Source organism: Vibrio sp. 2134-1, assembly GCF_033339495.1.
Window position 1 is genome coordinate 67,106 of record NZ_JAWOUS010000018.1, and the last position, 15,674, is coordinate 82,779.

General features: G+C 43.4%; 18 protein-coding genes. 8 read left to right on the plus strand and 10 right to left on the minus strand.

What is annotated here, in order from left to right; translation table 11 throughout:
- Positions 1 to 72: 72 nt before the first annotated feature.
- Genes R7R78_RS18425 through R7R78_RS18435 form a run of 3 tightly spaced genes read left to right on the plus strand, consistent with a single transcriptional unit; the run spans position 73 to position 1,281 of the window.
- Positions 73 to 528 carry a nitrate reductase cytochrome c-type subunit gene (locus R7R78_RS18425; protein WP_005389061.1) on the plus strand — a complete coding sequence of 152 codons (456 nt, stop codon included), beginning with the start codon at positions 73 to 75 and terminating at the stop codon, positions 526 to 528.
- A 28-nt stretch (positions 529 to 556) separates the two neighbouring features.
- Positions 557 to 1,135: a NapC/NirT family cytochrome c gene (locus R7R78_RS18430; RefSeq protein ID WP_005373542.1), complete on the plus strand. Its 579-nt coding sequence runs from the start codon at positions 557 to 559 to the stop codon at positions 1,133 to 1,135.
- 11 nt (positions 1,136 to 1,146) lie between these two features.
- A complete protein-coding gene (locus R7R78_RS18435; RefSeq protein WP_005373546.1) occupies positions 1,147 to 1,281 on the plus strand; it encodes a TIGR02808 family protein in 135 nt (44 codons plus the stop codon).
- A gap of 170 nt (positions 1,282 to 1,451) precedes the next feature.
- Here the strand turns inward: R7R78_RS18435 and phaC are convergent, their stop codons facing one another.
- The 4 genes from phaC to R7R78_RS18455 form a co-directional block, all read right to left on the minus strand.
- Positions 1,452 to 3,227 carry a class I poly(R)-hydroxyalkanoic acid synthase gene (phaC, locus tag R7R78_RS18440; protein ID WP_017819891.1) on the minus strand — a complete coding sequence of 592 codons (1,776 nt, stop codon included), beginning with the start codon at positions 3,225 to 3,227 and terminating at the stop codon, positions 1,452 to 1,454.
- Between the two features lie 66 nt (positions 3,228 to 3,293).
- Positions 3,294 to 3,641, minus strand: a complete 348-nt coding sequence (locus R7R78_RS18445) for a phasin family protein (RefSeq protein WP_005373550.1) — start codon at positions 3,639 to 3,641, stop codon at positions 3,294 to 3,296.
- A 44-nt stretch (positions 3,642 to 3,685) separates the two neighbouring features.
- The gene (locus R7R78_RS18450; protein WP_225474109.1) at positions 3,686 to 4,894 is read right to left on the minus strand and encodes an acetyl-CoA C-acetyltransferase; all 1,209 of its coding nucleotides are present in this window, start codon (positions 4,892 to 4,894) and stop codon (positions 3,686 to 3,688) included.
- A gap of 12 nt (positions 4,895 to 4,906) precedes the next feature.
- On the minus strand, positions 4,907 to 5,647 hold the full coding sequence (locus R7R78_RS18455; RefSeq protein WP_005373555.1) for an SDR family oxidoreductase: 741 nt from the start codon (positions 5,645 to 5,647) through the stop codon (positions 4,907 to 4,909).
- A gap of 739 nt (positions 5,648 to 6,386) precedes the next feature.
- Between R7R78_RS18455 and R7R78_RS18460 the strand changes: the two genes are divergently transcribed.
- Together R7R78_RS18460 and R7R78_RS18465 are read left to right on the plus strand one after the other, a co-directional pair.
- Positions 6,387 to 7,007, plus strand: coding sequence for a LysE family translocator (locus R7R78_RS18460; RefSeq protein WP_021035942.1), 621 nt, complete (start codon positions 6,387 to 6,389; stop codon positions 7,005 to 7,007).
- A gap of 15 nt (positions 7,008 to 7,022) precedes the next feature.
- A complete protein-coding gene (locus R7R78_RS18465; protein ID WP_017819888.1) occupies positions 7,023 to 7,289 on the plus strand; it encodes a hypothetical protein in 267 nt (88 codons plus the stop codon).
- Between the two features lie 58 nt (positions 7,290 to 7,347).
- Here the strand turns inward: R7R78_RS18465 and secF are convergent, their stop codons facing one another.
- The 4 genes from secF to R7R78_RS18485 all read right to left on the minus strand — a co-directional run bounded on the left by secF (position 7,348) and on the right by R7R78_RS18485 (position 11,572).
- Complete coding sequence (gene secF / locus R7R78_RS18470) at positions 7,348 to 8,250, minus strand: protein translocase subunit SecF (RefSeq protein ID WP_225474098.1); 903 nt, start codon at positions 8,248 to 8,250, stop codon at positions 7,348 to 7,350.
- Between the two features lie 2 nt (positions 8,251 to 8,252).
- Positions 8,253 to 10,091, minus strand: coding sequence for a protein translocase subunit SecD (secD, locus tag R7R78_RS18475; RefSeq protein ID WP_225474099.1), 1,839 nt, complete (start codon positions 10,089 to 10,091; stop codon positions 8,253 to 8,255).
- Positions 10,092 to 10,255: 164 nt separating this feature from the next.
- Positions 10,256 to 10,735 carry a hypothetical protein gene (locus R7R78_RS18480; protein ID WP_225474100.1) on the minus strand — a complete coding sequence of 160 codons (480 nt, stop codon included), beginning with the start codon at positions 10,733 to 10,735 and terminating at the stop codon, positions 10,256 to 10,258.
- 168 nt (positions 10,736 to 10,903) lie between these two features.
- On the minus strand, positions 10,904 to 11,572 hold the full coding sequence (locus R7R78_RS18485) for an SH3 domain-containing protein (RefSeq protein ID WP_225474101.1): 669 nt from the start codon (positions 11,570 to 11,572) through the stop codon (positions 10,904 to 10,906).
- 110 nt (positions 11,573 to 11,682) lie between these two features.
- Between R7R78_RS18485 and R7R78_RS18490 the strand changes: the two genes are divergently transcribed.
- Positions 11,683 to 12,231 carry a hypothetical protein gene (locus R7R78_RS18490; protein WP_017635183.1) on the plus strand — a complete coding sequence of 183 codons (549 nt, stop codon included), beginning with the start codon at positions 11,683 to 11,685 and terminating at the stop codon, positions 12,229 to 12,231.
- 526 nt (positions 12,232 to 12,757) lie between these two features.
- On the opposite strand, the gene R7R78_RS18500 is transcribed toward R7R78_RS18490, so the two are convergent.
- Both R7R78_RS18500 and R7R78_RS18505 read right to left on the minus strand, forming a co-directional pair.
- Positions 12,758 to 13,381 (minus strand): class I SAM-dependent methyltransferase, encoded by a 624-nt coding sequence (locus tag R7R78_RS18500; protein ID WP_213883395.1) that lies wholly within the window; start codon positions 13,379 to 13,381, stop codon positions 12,758 to 12,760.
- Positions 13,382 to 13,386: 5 nt separating this feature from the next.
- The gene (locus R7R78_RS18505) at positions 13,387 to 13,842 is read right to left on the minus strand and encodes an Lrp/AsnC family transcriptional regulator (protein WP_005373581.1); all 456 of its coding nucleotides are present in this window, start codon (positions 13,840 to 13,842) and stop codon (positions 13,387 to 13,389) included.
- 148 nt (positions 13,843 to 13,990) lie between these two features.
- Here R7R78_RS18505 and R7R78_RS18510 point away from each other — a divergent pair, with 148 nt between their 5' ends.
- Positions 13,991 to 14,917, plus strand: a complete 927-nt coding sequence (locus R7R78_RS18510) for a DMT family transporter (RefSeq protein ID WP_017635181.1) — start codon at positions 13,991 to 13,993, stop codon at positions 14,915 to 14,917.
- Positions 14,918 to 15,011: 94 nt separating this feature from the next.
- The gene (locus R7R78_RS18515) at positions 15,012 to 15,674 is read left to right on the plus strand and encodes a flagellar brake protein (RefSeq protein ID WP_225474110.1); all 663 of its coding nucleotides are present in this window, start codon (positions 15,012 to 15,014) and stop codon (positions 15,672 to 15,674) included.

A 15,674-nucleotide genomic window follows, 5' to 3' on the forward strand; every position in this document is an offset into this window, starting at 1 on the left:
GATACTGAATGCTACGGCCGTCATTATGGCGGCCTAATAAAGAATTTAAGCCATAAAGGCGGAGATGAAATGATGAAAAAATTACTTGTCGCAGTTTTATCTGTAGGTGCGTTAGTGACAGGCATTGCGCAAGCTGAGTTGGATAATCCAGGTGGTATTGGAGGTCTAGAATCTTTACGTGGAATGTCTCAATTGGAAGATACGCGTCCAGCAGACGAGTTCAAAGACTTCCCTAAAGATCAAATTGTTGAAGACAGCTATGTTTATCAACCACCGTTGATCCCACACAGCATTCGTCACTACGAAATTTCGTTAAATGCTAACAAGTGTCTTGCATGCCATAGCTGGAAAAATGCAAAAGAGTCAGGTGCGACTAAAATTAGCGTAACGCACTATGTAAACAGAGAAGATGCGGTACTGGCAGATATGTCTCCTCGTCGTTACTTCTGTTTGCAATGTCACGTTCCACAAACGGATGCAAAACCACTAGTGGAAAACGAGTTTAAGGCAGTCGATTCGCTTCAGTAATTGAAACGCGAGTACTAAGAGGTTACTTATGAAAATACTTAAAGCGTTTTGGAAGAGACTGTCGAGCCCGAGTAAAGCTGCCGCTGGTGTGGTTTTATTTCTAGGCTTCGCTGGTGGCCTTCTATTTTGGGGCGCATTCAACACAGGTATGGAAGCAACCAACACAGAAGAATTCTGTTCTGGCTGTCACGCGCCGATCGTTGCTGAAATTCAAGAAACAATTCACTACTCCAACCGATCTGGTGTTCGTGCGATTTGTTCAGACTGTCACGTTCCTCATGAATGGACGGATAAGATCGTTCGTAAAGTACAGGCATCTAAAGAGCTATTTGCACACTTCGTAACGAAGACGATCGATACGCCAGAGAAGTTCCAAGAGCGTCGTGGACACCTCGCAGAACGAGAGTGGGCACGTATGAAAAAGAATGACTCTCTTGAATGTCGTAACTGTCATGAGTTTGATTTCATGGATTACTCTCAGCAAGGATCACGTGCGGCAGAACAACACTCCACCGCTCTAGCTTCAGGCGAGAAAACATGTGTAGACTGTCACAAAGGTATTGCGCACAAACTACCAGACATGAGCGGCGTTGAAGGCTGGCACTAAGGAGACTTACCATGAGTACATTAGAATCTGTAATTTGGCATATCCTTGGCTACAGTGCTATGCCAGTGATTATTCTTTCCGGCTTTGTGGCGGTAGCAGCAATCTCTCTCTGGCTGCTGTCATTTGGTAAGGATAAAGAGGTGTAACGTAACGCATCTCTACTCGTCAACTAGCCTATTTGTTGACACTGAGCGCCGAGCAAATGCTCGGCGCTTTTTATTTATTGCTCAATGGTACTTGCCAACAATAAACAAGCAATCATACATAAAAAAAGCGACCATAAAGGCCGCTAAGATTTACTGCTATAGGGAGTTGTTTAAGATTCTTTTACTGGCAGAACCTGTTTGACGTATTGTCCTGGCGCTTCATCAATAACCGGATGGTTTTCTGAGCCAATAGGGAAAGGCTCAACTTGCTCTTTAGGGTTGAATTGGAGTAACCACTCGTTCCAGTGTGTCCACCACGATCCCTCTTTGTGTTCCGCGTTATTCAACCACTCATCAGCAGAGTCATCCAAATTATCGTTCAACCAATAACCATACTTATTTTTAGCTGGAGGGTTCACGATGCCCGCAATATGACCAGACTCACCGAGGACAAACGTTTTGTTACCACCCGTGTTCAGCGCACCACGGTAAGTTCCCTGCCATAACGCAATGTGGTCTTCTTTCGTTGACACAAAATAGCTAGGAATTTTGATCTTATTTAGATCAATCCATACTCCACCAATTTTGACGCCTTTATCTTGCACCAGCTTGTTCTCTAAATAGAGCTCGCGAAGCAAGAAATTGTGAGATGCAGCGCTAACGTTGGTGCTATCGCTATTCCAGTACAACAAGTCGAAATCAACCGGACTGTTACCCTTCAAGTAATTGTCGACGTAGTAGTTCCAGTACAAGCTGTTTTCACGCAGTAAACTAAACGTCACGCTTAAGGAACGGCCGTCCATATACCCTTTTGCGTTATTTTGCGCTTCAATTGCACTAACAATGGTGTCATTGATATACGCGCCGACTTCACCTGGTTGAGAGAAGTCGAGCAACGTGGTGAAGAAAGTGGCAGACTTAATGCGCTTCTTCATACGTTTTGCAGCGTAGTAGGCAACCGTGCTTGCTAAAACAGTACCACCGATACAATAACCAGCAGCATTGATTTGCTCTTGTCCTGTTATATCTTCAATTGCAGCGACGGCTTTCACTACGCCTTCTGTCACGTAGTCACCAAACTCTATGTGCGCTTGTGCCTTGCCTGGATTGCGCCAAGACATCATAAATACACTATGCCCCTGCTCTAACAACCATCGAACCATTGAGTTCTTTGCTGTTAAATCAAGGATGTAGTATTTATTGATGAAAGGTGGGACGATGAGCAGCGGCGTCGCATTCACTTTCTCTGTTAGAGGTCGATATTGAATCAACTCAAACAATTCGTTTTGAAAAACCACATTGCCCTGTGTCGTCGCAACGTCATCGCCCACGCGGAATGCATTGTTATTCGTCATACGAATTTTTAAAATGTCTGCGCTCGACTCAACGTCTTCTTTCAACTGCTCTAAGCCTGCCAGTAAGTTTTGACCGTTTTGCTCAAGTGTCAGCTTCAAAAGCTCTGGGTTAGTGGCGATGAAGTTGGAAGGAGAAAGGGCGTTAATGGCTTGGCGAGAGAAAAAAATAATACGTTCTTTCGTCTTTTCATCTAAGCCTTCCAAAGACTCGATGGTGTCCAGATAGGTCTTACTAAATAAAAGGTAGGATTGTTTGATGAAGCTATACATGGCTTCATTTTGCCAAGCTTCGTTTGAGAAACGCTTATCCCCTTTTTCAGCTTCGACGATTTGTGCTTGGTTCCCTGCCAATGCAACATTCTGCCAAATTTGCAGCTGCTGTTCCCACCACTGTGCTTGCAGCTTTAAAATCGCAGCAGGCTGATTCGCAGCTTGTTCGAACAGTTTGGCAGTATCCTCAAAGTTCACTTCTTGCATGGCCTTGTTTAAAGGAGAGTTCACGACTGCCTTGTTCACTTCGAAATCATGCCACCACTGATGATTGGTTTCCTGAAGCTTCACAAGATAGTCCGAAAAGAAGTGTTGAAACATAGTCTTACTCCTATATTCGGAAAAAACAACGCCGCCCAAATCTAGGGGCGGCGAGAATCGGACAAATTACGCTGGAGTAACAGTCTTTAGATTTTCCGAAGTCATTTTCTCAACGTCTTCTTTGAACTCTTTTGCAATCGCTTGAAGCTTGTTGCTGTCATCCATCATTTGTTGAGAAAGTTTAGTAAGTACGCTTAGTTGCTGACTGTTGAAAGCAGTCAATGACGTTACGTCTTTGATTTCTGTCGCTGCTTTCATCTGGTTTAGACCCACTTCACTGTATGTGCGAATGGCGTTCAATTGAAGCTCGGTCAACACTTCTACGTTTTTTGTCACTAGCTTGTTGAACTTCAAGTAAGGTTCTAGATTTTTTTCAGTTTGATCGCTAAATGTTTTGAAGAAATCTGTGTACATGGTTTGTCTCCTAGAGAAAGAATTAAAAATGTCCGTTTAAATAATTACTTAACTGTCTTTACAACCACAGCCGTGCCCATGCCGCCGCCCACACAAAGTGAAGCAACGCCATATTGACCATTTTGCTTATGAAGCTCGTGAACCAGCGTGACTAAGATTCGGTTGCCAGAAGCACCAAGCGGGTGTCCTAGCGCGATAGCACCACCGTTAAAGTTCGCTTTATCTTGAATCGCGTTAACTGGAACTTGGTTTGTTTCCGCCAACTGATGAATCACGCCAAGTGCTTGCGCTGCAAATGCTTCGTTTAACTCGTAAACGTCGATGTCGTGTACACTGAGTTCCGCTTTTGCGAGTGCTTTATTGACGGACTCAACAGGACCTAGGCCCATGATCTTCGGATCAAGACCCGATTGCGCGTAGCTTACGATCTCAACAAGCGGCGTTAATCCATGCGCTTTAACTGCGCTTTCAGACGCCACGATAATCGCACTCGCGCCATCGTTAATACCTGATGCATTACCCGCAGTCACAGTGCCTTCGCGGTCAAAAGCAGGACGTAGCTTGCTTAAGGCTTCCATTGTCGCGTTCGCTTTTGGGTATTCATCCGTATCAAACATCACGGTTTCACGGCGTTGCTTTACTTCCACTGGCACAATTTCGTCTTGAAATTTGCCAGCTTCGATAGCGGCTACCGCTTTCTGTTGGCTAGACAGCGCGTATTCGTCTTGCTGCTGGCGAGTTAAGCCGATTTGTTTTGCTACGTTTTCTGCCGTCACACCCATGTGATATTGGTTGTAAACATCGGTTAAACCGTCCGCTACGAGCAGATCTTTTAGCTCCAGATTGCCCATTTTGTTGCCATCACGAATGCTGCTTGGTGCGGCAAACGGAATCTGAGACATGACTTCAACACCCGCTGCAACAACGATCTCAGCATCGCCACTACGGATATGGGACACGGCATCCATGACCGTTTTCATGCCACTACCGCAAACCATGTTTACGCCATATGCAGGAACAGATTCAGGAACCCCCGCAAACAGTGCCGCTTGGCGGCCAACACCCATTCCTTGACCTGCACCAACAACGTTGCCAACAATCACTTCGTCAACCTTGTCGCCGGGCAACTTTGCCGCTTCCAACGCGCCTTTAATCGCTACTGCTGCCAGATCGCCAGCAGAAGTATTTTTCAGGCTGCCACCAAAAGCACCAATTGGAGTACGCTTCGCCGCTACGATAAATACTTTTTCCATCATCTTCTCTCCTTAGTGCATGTATAGGCCGCCGTTCACCGACAAAGTCTCTCCGGTGATGTAGGCGCCCGCATCGCTGACCAAGAAGCTCACTGATGCTGCAATTTCTTCTGGTGTCGCAAGACGTTTCATTGGAATTTGGTTCGTGATGGATTCCAGCACTTCTGGCTTCATTTGCTCAACCATTGGCGTACCCGTGTAACCCGGAGCGATAACATTAACTGTCACACCCGAGCGAGCACCTTCGTATGCTAAGGCTTTAGAGAAACCGATCATCCCAGCTTTCGCCGCCGAGTAGTTTGCTTGACCAAACTGCCCTTTAAGACCATTGACTGAAGAGATATTGATGACACGACCACCGCCTTTTTCGCACATTGCTGCAAAGAGGGGTTGCGTAACGTTGAATAAACTATTGAGGTTGGTATTGATGACATCATTCCAAGCTTGCGCAGTCATCTTTTTAAACACGCCATCACGTGTGATTCCTGCGTTGTTGACAACAACATCAATGGTTCCTTCCTCCCCAAGCAATTGCGCCAATTTCTCTGCACACTCTGTCGTGTTTGTTACATCCAACTCAAAAAGGCGAACCTGATCTTTGGTAAACCCTTTGCTGTTGAACCACTCCAGCGCACATTCGTAGTTACCTGTGAAATAAGTAGCGATTACACGGTAACCGTCATTGACTAATTGAGAGGAAATAGCAGAACCAATTCCGCCTTTTGATCCAGTGATCAAAGCGACTTTCTTCATTGAAGACTCCATTCTTAACGGCATTTAAAAAGCAAACTTAATACACTGATGAAATAGTTCACCAACTGACGTGTTTATTTATTCTTTTGACAACCAATCCCGTGCTGCCTTTATTTTAAGTTAACCTAGAAATATTACATTTCAAATAAAAAACTCACCCAATTGCATAAGATTGATTTAGATCTCATTACCCGTGAAATATTATAAAATGGTTAACTTTACATAAGTCATTGTTTTAAATCACACTTCCACAAAAGCTACACCAACAGAAATAGAAATATAATTATTAAATATCATGCACTTACATACAGAATGGTAGACGTTACATTATGTCATGATTTAAGATCTGAATTTTAAGCCTATATGATTACAACAAACTTGAGATTAGAATAATAATTCAATTATCAGTAAAAATAATTATCAAACATATCATTTAATTACTGCATTTAATGATAATTTAGTTATCAATTCGATTATTTTAACACAGTGATGATTAATACCGATAAAATATAATAAATTAAATATATTTAATCTAAAAATGATATAAGAGCTTGTCTCATACTGGTGCAATACGCACTATTATGACGCATAGATTAAAATATAATTTCATTTTAAATTTATATATTCGAAGAACATCAACTAGCTACTAGTGAAAGTAATCGCTCGCTTTGTAGTAGCATCCTTTTCCACTTTGCACTATCTTTGTGGCTTCTCTTTAATCACTAAATCATCAACAGATATGAATCTTGCATTGCTCAGTATGTTCATCCCTACTTTCTTTTTTGTCTCAATCACGCCTGGTATGTGCATGACTCTCGCCCTAACGTTAGGTATGAGTATCGGTTATCGTCGCACGTTATGGATGATGATAGGAGAACTTCTCGGTGTCGCGCTGGTGTCAGTCTCTGCGGTGTTAGGTATCGCTGCGATTATGCTCAATTATCCTTGGATGTTTATCGCGTTAAAGTTCATTGGTGGCGGTTATTTACTCTATCTTGGAGTTGAAATGTGGCGGTCGCGAGGGAAACTTGCGATTAATGTCGACAACTTAGAAACACCAAAGAGTGACAATATCGCACTTATCATGCAAGGCTTCGTTACCGCAATCGCAAACCCAAAAGGCTGGGCATTTATGATTTCTCTTTTACCGCCTTTTATAGACCAAAACGCAGCACTTGCACCGCAACTGATCATACTTGTCTCCATTATTTTACTGTTTGAGTTCATTTGCATGTCTCTGTACGCTACTGGTGGTAAAGGGTTGAAACACGTATTAGGTCAGTCTAAGAATGTACGCCTAATGAACCGTATCGCAGGCACTTTAATGATGGGAGTTGGTGTCTGGTTGCTACTAAGCTAAGGCAAACTGGAAACAATGAAAAATATTCTGAATAAAATCGCTAAAGTCATGGGTGAAGTATTGGACTTTCAAGCCCGAGTTTGGGTTGTGAACGTCTATAGCGGTGAGCATAAAGGCGAGTCTTATGTCGTTAATGAAGATACTTTCTCTGTACCTCTTCAGTGGATGAAGAAGAAAGGCTACCAAGAGTCGATGTTGAATAAAGTCGAAGCAATGAAGCGCTCACAAGTCTTAGAGTTCGATTTGGGACTTGTGAAACATCGCTTGATGCGCGTGAAATAAGCACAAAAAAGCGCCACTCAAGATGAGTGGCGCAAGCACTTTTACCTTAAAAATAATGCTACGGCGCTGCGTCAATCTCAACTGGAAGATAATGTTTCGGCTCCAGTTTCAACCACTCCGGCAGCACAGTACCAATCGAAATCGAAGACCATGTACCCGACAGAACGCCAATAAACATGGCGGTTGAGAAACCAGCCAAAGGCGCTCCTCCCATAATCCATAATGCACCAACAGTGATCAATGTCGTACCAGATGTCACCATAGTGCGTGAAAACGTCGCGATAACAGCTTGATCATTGATGTCTTCTGTTTTCCAACTCTGTTTCGCAATCAACAGCTCACGGATTCGGTCTGCAATGATGATCGAGTCATTCAATGAGTAACCTAAAATCGCCAGCACAGCAGCAAAAACGGTTAAGTTGAACTCCATTTGAGTAATTGCAAAGAAACCAAGCACTAAGATCACATCATGAGCCAAAGCAAACAGTGAACCGCTTGCCAAACGCCATTCAAAGCGGAAGCACAAGTAACCAAGAATCGTTAGTACTGATACTAATAGTGCCAAACCACCTTGATCGAACAGATCTTGACCCACTTGTGCACCAACGATGCTGTTACTCACCACATCCACTTGGTGTGAAATAGGCTTAAGCAAATCAGCTACGCTCGGTAGTGTTTGACCTTCTGCAGGCGCAGAGTAGCGAATCACCCAACGGCCATCTTCACCAGAGCGTGTCACTGACGCAGATTCACCAAGCTTTGGTTGCAGAACGTCAAGCAGATCATGGTTAGTTAGCTGCTTATCTACCTTTACTTCTGTCACCATACCGCCAGTGAAGTCCAAACCTAGGTTCAACCCTTTAAAGCCTAGAGCGACGATCGCGATCACCGTTAAAATGATGGAAACTAGCGTAGTAAAGTAGCGAATTTTACGAATATTTTGTTTTAGCATTTCGACCATGATTAAACCCTCACATCACGACGGGCATCGCGGCCCCAAATTAAATTGATCATTGCTCGAGAGGCAAATACGCCTGTAAACATACTGGTTAACAAACCTAATCCGAGTGTTAAGGCAAAGCCTTGGATTGGGCCATTACCGATGGCGTACAAAATCACGGCGGTGATCATGGTAGTAATGTTGGCATCAAGGATGGTCGAGAATGCGCTGTCAAAGCCAAGATCAATCGCTTGAGCGAAGCTGCGGCCTTCACGCATTTTGTCCTTAATACGTTCAAAGATAATAACGTTGGTGTCTACTGCCATACCGACGGTTAACACTAAACCGGCAATACCTGGAAGCGTTAGAACCGCTCCTGGTAACAAGGCGATTAAGCCAAGTAAACAAAGCATGTTGGCACAAAGCGCCACATTTGCTACCCAACCTAAGCGGCGGTACCAAAGTGCCATAAAGGTCAGTGTTAGTCCCATACCTAAAGCCAGTGCTGCAAAACCGTTTTCAATGTTTTCTGCACCCAGAGAAGCACCGATTGTTCGCTCTTCCACAATAGTAACCGGCGCGGTTAGTGAACCCGCACGAAGCAATAGAGCTAACTGCTGCGCATCGTCCATGCTACCTGCTCCGGTAATACGGAACTGGCTACCAAGTTGAGATTGAATAGTCGCGACGCTGATAACGCGCTCACTACGCTCGGTTACACCGCGATCGTTTGTCTTGTACTCTCGGTAAACGGTCGCCATTGGCTTGCCGATGTGAGTTGCTGAGAAGTCGCTCATTTTCTTACCACCAGCGTGGTCAAGAGAAATATTTACTTCTGACATACCCATTTTGTCGACACCAGCTCGAGCGTTTACGATGTACTCACCCGTTAGGACTGGTCGTTTTGCCAAAATCACCGTACGGCCGTCATTGTCTTGAAGAACAAGATCTTGGCTGCTGTGTGCTTGGCTCGCATCTTTCACTTCATAAAACGCCAAGCTTGCTGTTGCACCAATAACGTTTTTCGCTTGAGCAGGATCTTGTACACCAGGGAGTTCAATTCGAATGCTCTCTTTACCTTGGCGTTGCACTAGTGCTTCTGTGATACCAAGTTCTTCAATACGACCACGCATGATCTTCAGGTTTTGTTGAAGAGTCGAGGATTGAAATTCTTGGATATTTTGTTCACTCGGTTCAAGCACAAAGCCACGAGATGAACTTTTTGAAATCCAGCCCGGGTAGTTTTGACGCAAGAACTTGTTCACTTCCGACAATGCTTGCTCGCTGTCACTGTTTACCGTAATTCGGTTGCCGCTTTCTGCTCGAACTTGCACACCACGAACACGTTGATCACGTAGATTCGCTTTGATTTCATCAATCAACGCATCACGTTGCTCTTCAAACGCTTTATTCACATCAACATTCAACAAGAACTGAACGCCACCACGAAGGTCAAGACCGAGCTTAATTGGGCTAAAGCCCATCTCATTCAACCATTCTGGCGCAACCGATACGTATGAGAAAGTGATGCTGTCGTCTTTATTTAGCTCTTTGTTTAACAACGCACGAGCTTTACTTTGCGCATCTTCACCATCGAATACAATGGTTGTTTTGCCGTCTTTTTCGATGATTTTGTCGGCTGAAATATGGTTGGTTTTTAGCAGTTGATTCAGATGAACAACCGACATTTCACTGTTGTTTTGATCCGCAAACGTCAACTGGATAGAAGGCTGTTCGCCAAACCAAGTTGGTATAGCACTTAGGGTTAAAATAATGACCGTCGTGATTAATACTACATATTTCCAAGCTGAGTAGTGATTCATCAGCTTTCTGTTCTTTTGCTGCTTTGGTGTTTTTTTCATGTAAACATCATCCCTTCACGATGAAGTGAAGCTTTTAATAACAAGGCTTAACACACGACAGATGCTCCCAGAATAAATTCAGGGTATGAAATGCTCAGAACGCTCACGTCCTGTCGAATACAATCGTCGTGTTAAGAGTGCACAATGGTGCAAATAAATGGTGTTTAGGCAGAAAACTGACTATTGAGTGCGACGTACATGGCATTGGTCTCTTTCCAACCAGAAATGCGATGATCGCTTGTGAAATGATAAAATGTGGACTGGTTGTGACGCCAGTTAATGTCCATCAAGCTGTATGCGTAACACGCATCAGCGTAAAACGGAGTAGTGAGATCGCCGACAAAATCTACGTGCTCGTCATCAAGCCCTTCCCGTAAGTAAGACGTCCAGCGCTGAGAGTTAAACAAAGCAACGGAATCGAGACTTGCATGGCCTTCAGATACTGGAGATTGAGAGCTTTCTTCTGAAACTTCAGAAAAATCGACGGAAGAGTTTGGCGATACACTTACGGCTACAAAAGGTTGTAGCTTAGAAAAGTGCGGTACGTGAGCCTTGTGGTCGATTTGCGCAGCAGATACATGCACTGGTAGCAATACCATTGCAAATAGCAGCAAAATCAACTTTCTAAGGTAAATCCAAGGCATAGGAACTCACTAAAAACACAAAGAGCCAAGTTAGGTCACTTGACTCGTTGATAGTATTCCTATTGATTATGGTTCACAACTAAAAAGTTATAAATCTCTGATTTCAGGTTTGCATCGTTATTGCATTTATCAAAACGTCTTTAGAAAACTAGTGTAATTGGTGGTGAGTTATCGATAAAAAATATCGCCCTTATCAACATCTAAGTAGATCTTGTTCTCTTGCTCCAAACCGCCACAATAGATGAAGTAAACGTTGCGCTTTTTGAACGTCACAGAACGAACCCAGCCTCCGAGCTCCTCAAAATCACTCGGATCACAGGTTTCATCGTCTAACAATTGCTGTGTTTTCTTACGGAAAATATCCAAGTGAACTTTTAAATCATCCGACTTCTGTAGGTATTCATCCAATATCTCTAAGCGCTCTTGCTCTTTAATAACTGGCTCTGCATCCGATAACCCTTCAGCATTCAACCATTCGGCTTTTTCTTCTCCACCCTCTTCATAGACAAGATAGCCGGAGATTCGGTACCACCCATCTACTTTTTCTAATACCGATACTTTTTCTCCCTTATAGAGCGTATCGACAACTAAAGCATTAGGGTTAGGCTTGTTGTAAACATTGACACGACGCTCAATAACGTAGTACTCGGTAACTTCCGGGGGAGCGGCTTCTAAATCCAGAATCGGTTTGGATGTTTCTTTTTGCAGTGACGATTGCTCGACTTGCGTAGCCTTTGGTGCTTCAGGTTCATCTTTCTGCATAAAGAAGAAATAGTATCCAGCCCCCGCTCCGCCGAGCAACAGCATGACAATCAATGCGACGAGAATTTTCTTCATGCCCTTTTCCTTTTCATTCTTTATTCTTTATTCTTATCCCACCAGCAGCACGCATGTCGTAGAAATTTGGGTATATACTCAAAAGAGCAGGTCAACTAACGCGAGCAATAATGATCAACAGACTCAATTGGATACTACTATTTCTTCTGTTCCCGATAACGGGGCACGCCAATATTCAATGTAACCCATCGTCGTGGAATGACAATCTTACCCAATTCAATCGTTTAGAGTCCAATTACAATCAGCATGTTGAGGTATTCAATACACTTTTGACCGAACATAAACAGCGTCAGTTATTGTCCGAAACCTTTTCACTGCATGAGCTCGTGCTACTTTGGCGTGCCAAGTCGAACCAAAATGTGTTCAAAGCGCAATTAAAAGCATCGATTCAATACAAAGAAGAGCTCACAACTAAAGCGAATCAGCTGCTTAAATTGAGCACACAATCCCAATGGTCAGCAAATGGGTGGGAGATACTGGCCCAGAAGTGCCGCGAGTCAAACAAAACAGCCAATCAAATAACTGCGGAATGGTATAACACCAACGCTTTGGAACTTGCTGAAGATTACAAGCGCCTCTCTTCACAATATCAAACTCTGTCACAAGTCTATGATAAAGAAGCCCGAGCGCTTCAATACGCTCAAGATGTTTCGAAGTAAAAACAGAGCCAGTTTTGAATAGACGATGTTGGTTTTTCACTCCAATATTGGACGTTATTCGTGCTTTTTATCTTTCCTTAGTCGTGAATGATATCAAATGTAAATAATGGGATTGTTCCCTTTGACAAACTTGACTAAACCATGACCAAGACAATCAATTTATAGAGACATACGTCACATTAATGCTTTACTTATGGACATTTTTTGGTTAGTTTAGCCATTAATAAAATTTAATAAAAAGTCACATTTGGCTGGAGATGATGCTACAAACATGGTTATCAATCGATTAAGTAACAGGGAATGTCCTAATGCTACCAAAGCCAAGTTTTTGTCAGTAGTTAGGCACGTAAAAGAGTTCGGTTCAATCAGTGATTTGGATCTGTGTAAAATCTTCGGAGAAACAATATGGAGTGATGGGAGGGAATACCATTCAGCCGCGTTCTCATTCAAGGTTGATAGATACACAGGTAACTGTGAAATCTCACAATACAAAAACCAATAAGGCTTAAGAATTTATTAAGCGGAGTCAGGAAACGGACTCCGCTTTTTTGATCATGGCAATCGTAAAGTCGTGCTCGGAGTATCCCTCAATCAATCGTGTATTCGGACACAGCAACCGACAATAGCGAAAGACACCTTCTTTATTGTGCGACGCTAACATTTTCATGCTGGGTAGTTTGGATTCATCCAACAAGTTAAACACACAACCTTTCTCTGTCGCTCGGTACATTTTATCAATCATTTCAATGGTATGATTTGGGTTGGTGGATTGATAGTTCAATGATCCGGAAGCAAAAACAAAATCGCAACGAGGCAATACCAACGTTGAAAAATCGCCACATATAAACTTACTTTGCGTGCGAAAATCTCGTTTTCTGGCTTCAGAGATAAACTGTTTTTGCTGATCAATGCCAATATAGCTTTGAGGAAGCCCCCCCGTAAGTTCGATAAACGCTAACAAGTCTCCGTAGCCGCACCCAATATCTAAAATCCTTGAACCGTCTAACGTTAACCCTCGGCACAACGCCTCAAAACGGCTGATCTGACTATACTTATCTGCCCATCCCAGAGTTCGGGCTCTGTCTTTACCAAACTGTCTATATCGCTTTCGATGATAGTGGGCAATCTTAAGTCTATCGAAAAATTTCATCTTTCTTATGCATAAATCGGCAAACTGCCATTTCCTTTCACTTGTCTAATCGCCAGGTGGGTATGAATATCTTTCACATTTTCTAATCGCTGTAACTTTCTAGTAAATGTTTCATAACCAGCGAGATCTTTACTGACCACCTCTAACAGGTAATCATAGGCCCCTGATACGACATGGCATGAGATCACTTCATCCATCTCAACAACGGCATGTTCAAACTCATCAATCGAAGAAGCTTGGTGGTTATTTAAACTCACTTCAACAAATACAGTCATCGCGATGCCTACAGTGTCTCTGGACACAATAGCTCGATAACCACTTATTACACCTTCCTGCTCCAAACGCTTAATGCGTCTTGCACAAGGTGATGCCGATAGCCCTACTTGGTCAGCAAGTTCTGCCGTTGTCAGAGTGGCATCCTTCTGCATTAGGTTGATAAGTTGCCTGTCAATTTTATCCATTTATTCTTTCATGCCTTTAATCACCAACAATTAACACTTATACGCAATTTATCACCAACATCAAGCCTAATTACGTCAAACTTTGCCTCCCTTTGGCAAGAGTTTTATTCAACAATTAACACATCATTTACAAATGGACATGTCGATAATGATCTTGGGATACGCAGCTATATTAACGACCTTACTGCTTTGGTCTGGTTTCTTTATTTCTTTAAAAGGGGGCGCAATTTCTGCCTTGCAGCCAGCCGATATCGCGTTAGTTCGCTTTCTAATCCCAAGTATAATTTTATTACCATTTGTGATTAAGCATAAACAGTCGCTGCGCGTAGTGCCTAAACGCTACCTGGTTGGTGTTGTGGTTGGAAGCGGCCTTCCCTATCTTCTGGTCGTCGGAACGGCTATGCATTTCGCTCCCGTGGCGCACGGCAGTGCATTAGTACCTGGCACTTTGCCATTGTTTGTTTCTGCTATCGCGGTACTTTGTTATCAACAGTCGCTGAGTGCTCACCGCTTAATCGGGCTTTCTACGGTGCTGTTAGGGATTTTCGTATTCCTTCTTTCTAATAGCGGCGCAGAGTACAACTGGTCTCAATTACAAGGGCATATCCTGTTTCTAACTGGCAGCATCATGTGGGCTGCTTTCACCATCAGCGCTCGTGTCGCCAATCTTAATGCACACGTCTGTGCAGGATTCGTTGCAATCGCGTCTTTGGCTCTGCTCATCATCGCCGTTGGTTTCGGGTGGGTAGACAGTTATTTGGTGGTAACACCGTTCAGCCAGTGGCCATGGGAGGAGTTATTTGGCCACGCGATGCTACAAGGTGTTGGCGCAGGTTTAATCGCTTCTTTCACTTTCATTTATGCAATTAGGATCATCGGTGCCGAAGCCAGCGCTGCTTTTGGTTCATTAACTCCAGTCGTCGCGACACTTCTTGCCGTTCCAATTTTTGGTGAACAACCAGATTCTCTCACTTGGTTAGCGCTGATGTTGGTCACATGCGGCAGTATTGTGGCAAGCCAAATCTTTATGAAAGGTGGAATGAGCCAAACTTATCGCCCACCACTTCACAGATAGCGATGATTTTACAAAAACTTATGCCTTACTATCTTGAATAACAAAATGGCGTTTTGATAGCCTCAGCTTAACTAATAATTAAAACGCCAATGTGATGCCAGCCACTCATACTAAAGATGAACTGCATAGGTTTCTCAAACCGGGAATGAAACTTTCTACTAATTTCGAATTTGGGCCTAAGGATCAATATACGTATTCCACCACCTATCTGGGGATGAAAGAAAATGCTTATTTGATTCTTGATATACCAATGCGTTTGCTTGAAGAGCAAGTGATGAGAAAATTCCCCAACGCCGATGTCATCGTGCGTGGTGTATCAGATACGGAGTTAGGCCATGTCATTGCGTTTAAGTCCAGCGTGCTGACGACGACCGTTCGACCATCCCCCCTTTTGTTTATCCGCATTCCAGGAACATTTGCAACCAAACCAGTTCGGGAACATGAGCGTTACAAGTTGCAAATGGACTGTAACGTTATTCATGCAGGGAATGTCTACGACGGTAGCCTTATCGATTTCTCTCTAGCAGGTGTTGGTATATCAACCTTGATTGAGCCCGAATTCAACGTGGGTGAGAGTGTTACCATCGAATGCCCGTTAAGCCACTATATCGGAGAAGAAAATCGATGTGTCATTGCCAACATTAAGAAATTGGTGAAGGGATGGGTAGTTGGAATTAAGTTTGCCAGTCCCATTGCGATGACTCACGAACTAAAAACAGAGTTACTGGAGCAATCCTTTCTAACCAGTAACGTCTGA

Coding starts and splice junctions, on each gene's coding strand:
- R7R78_RS18450 (WP_225474109.1), bottom strand. CDS start 4,894: ATGGAAAAAGTATTTATCGTAGCGGCGAAGCGTACTCCAATTGGTGCT.
- R7R78_RS18435 (WP_005373546.1), top strand. CDS start 1,147: ATGAGTACATTAGAATCTGTAATTTGGCATATCCTTGGCTACAGTGCT.
- R7R78_RS18455 (WP_005373555.1), bottom strand. CDS start 5,647: ATGAAGAAAGTCGCTTTGATCACTGGATCAAAAGGCGGAATTGGTTCT.
- R7R78_RS18445 (WP_005373550.1), bottom strand. CDS start 3,641: ATGTACACAGATTTCTTCAAAACATTTAGCGATCAAACTGAAAAAAAT.
- R7R78_RS18480 (WP_225474100.1), bottom strand. CDS start 10,735: ATGCCTTGGATTTACCTTAGAAAGTTGATTTTGCTGCTATTTGCAATG.
- secF (WP_225474098.1), bottom strand. CDS start 8,250: ATGGTCGAAATGCTAAAACAAAATATTCGTAAAATTCGCTACTTTACT.
- R7R78_RS18425 (WP_005389061.1), top strand. CDS start 73: ATGAAAAAATTACTTGTCGCAGTTTTATCTGTAGGTGCGTTAGTGACA.
- R7R78_RS18500 (WP_213883395.1), bottom strand. CDS start 13,381: ATGAAATTTTTCGATAGACTTAAGATTGCCCACTATCATCGAAAGCGA.
- R7R78_RS18490 (WP_017635183.1), top strand. CDS start 11,683: ATGATCAACAGACTCAATTGGATACTACTATTTCTTCTGTTCCCGATA.
- R7R78_RS18460 (WP_021035942.1), top strand. CDS start 6,387: ATGAATCTTGCATTGCTCAGTATGTTCATCCCTACTTTCTTTTTTGTC.
- phaC (WP_017819891.1), bottom strand. CDS start 3,227: ATGTTTCAACACTTCTTTTCGGACTATCTTGTGAAGCTTCAGGAAACC.
- R7R78_RS18505 (WP_005373581.1), bottom strand. CDS start 13,842: ATGGATAAAATTGACAGGCAACTTATCAACCTAATGCAGAAGGATGCC.
- R7R78_RS18515 (WP_225474110.1), top strand. CDS start 15,012: ATGCCAGCCACTCATACTAAAGATGAACTGCATAGGTTTCTCAAACCG.
- R7R78_RS18485 (WP_225474101.1), bottom strand. CDS start 11,572: ATGAAGAAAATTCTCGTCGCATTGATTGTCATGCTGTTGCTCGGCGGA.
- R7R78_RS18430 (WP_005373542.1), top strand. CDS start 557: ATGAAAATACTTAAAGCGTTTTGGAAGAGACTGTCGAGCCCGAGTAAA.
- R7R78_RS18510 (WP_017635181.1), top strand. CDS start 13,991: ATGATCTTGGGATACGCAGCTATATTAACGACCTTACTGCTTTGGTCT.
- R7R78_RS18465 (WP_017819888.1), top strand. CDS start 7,023: ATGAAAAATATTCTGAATAAAATCGCTAAAGTCATGGGTGAAGTATTG.
- secD (WP_225474099.1), bottom strand. CDS start 10,091: ATGAAAAAAACACCAAAGCAGCAAAAGAACAGAAAGCTGATGAATCAC.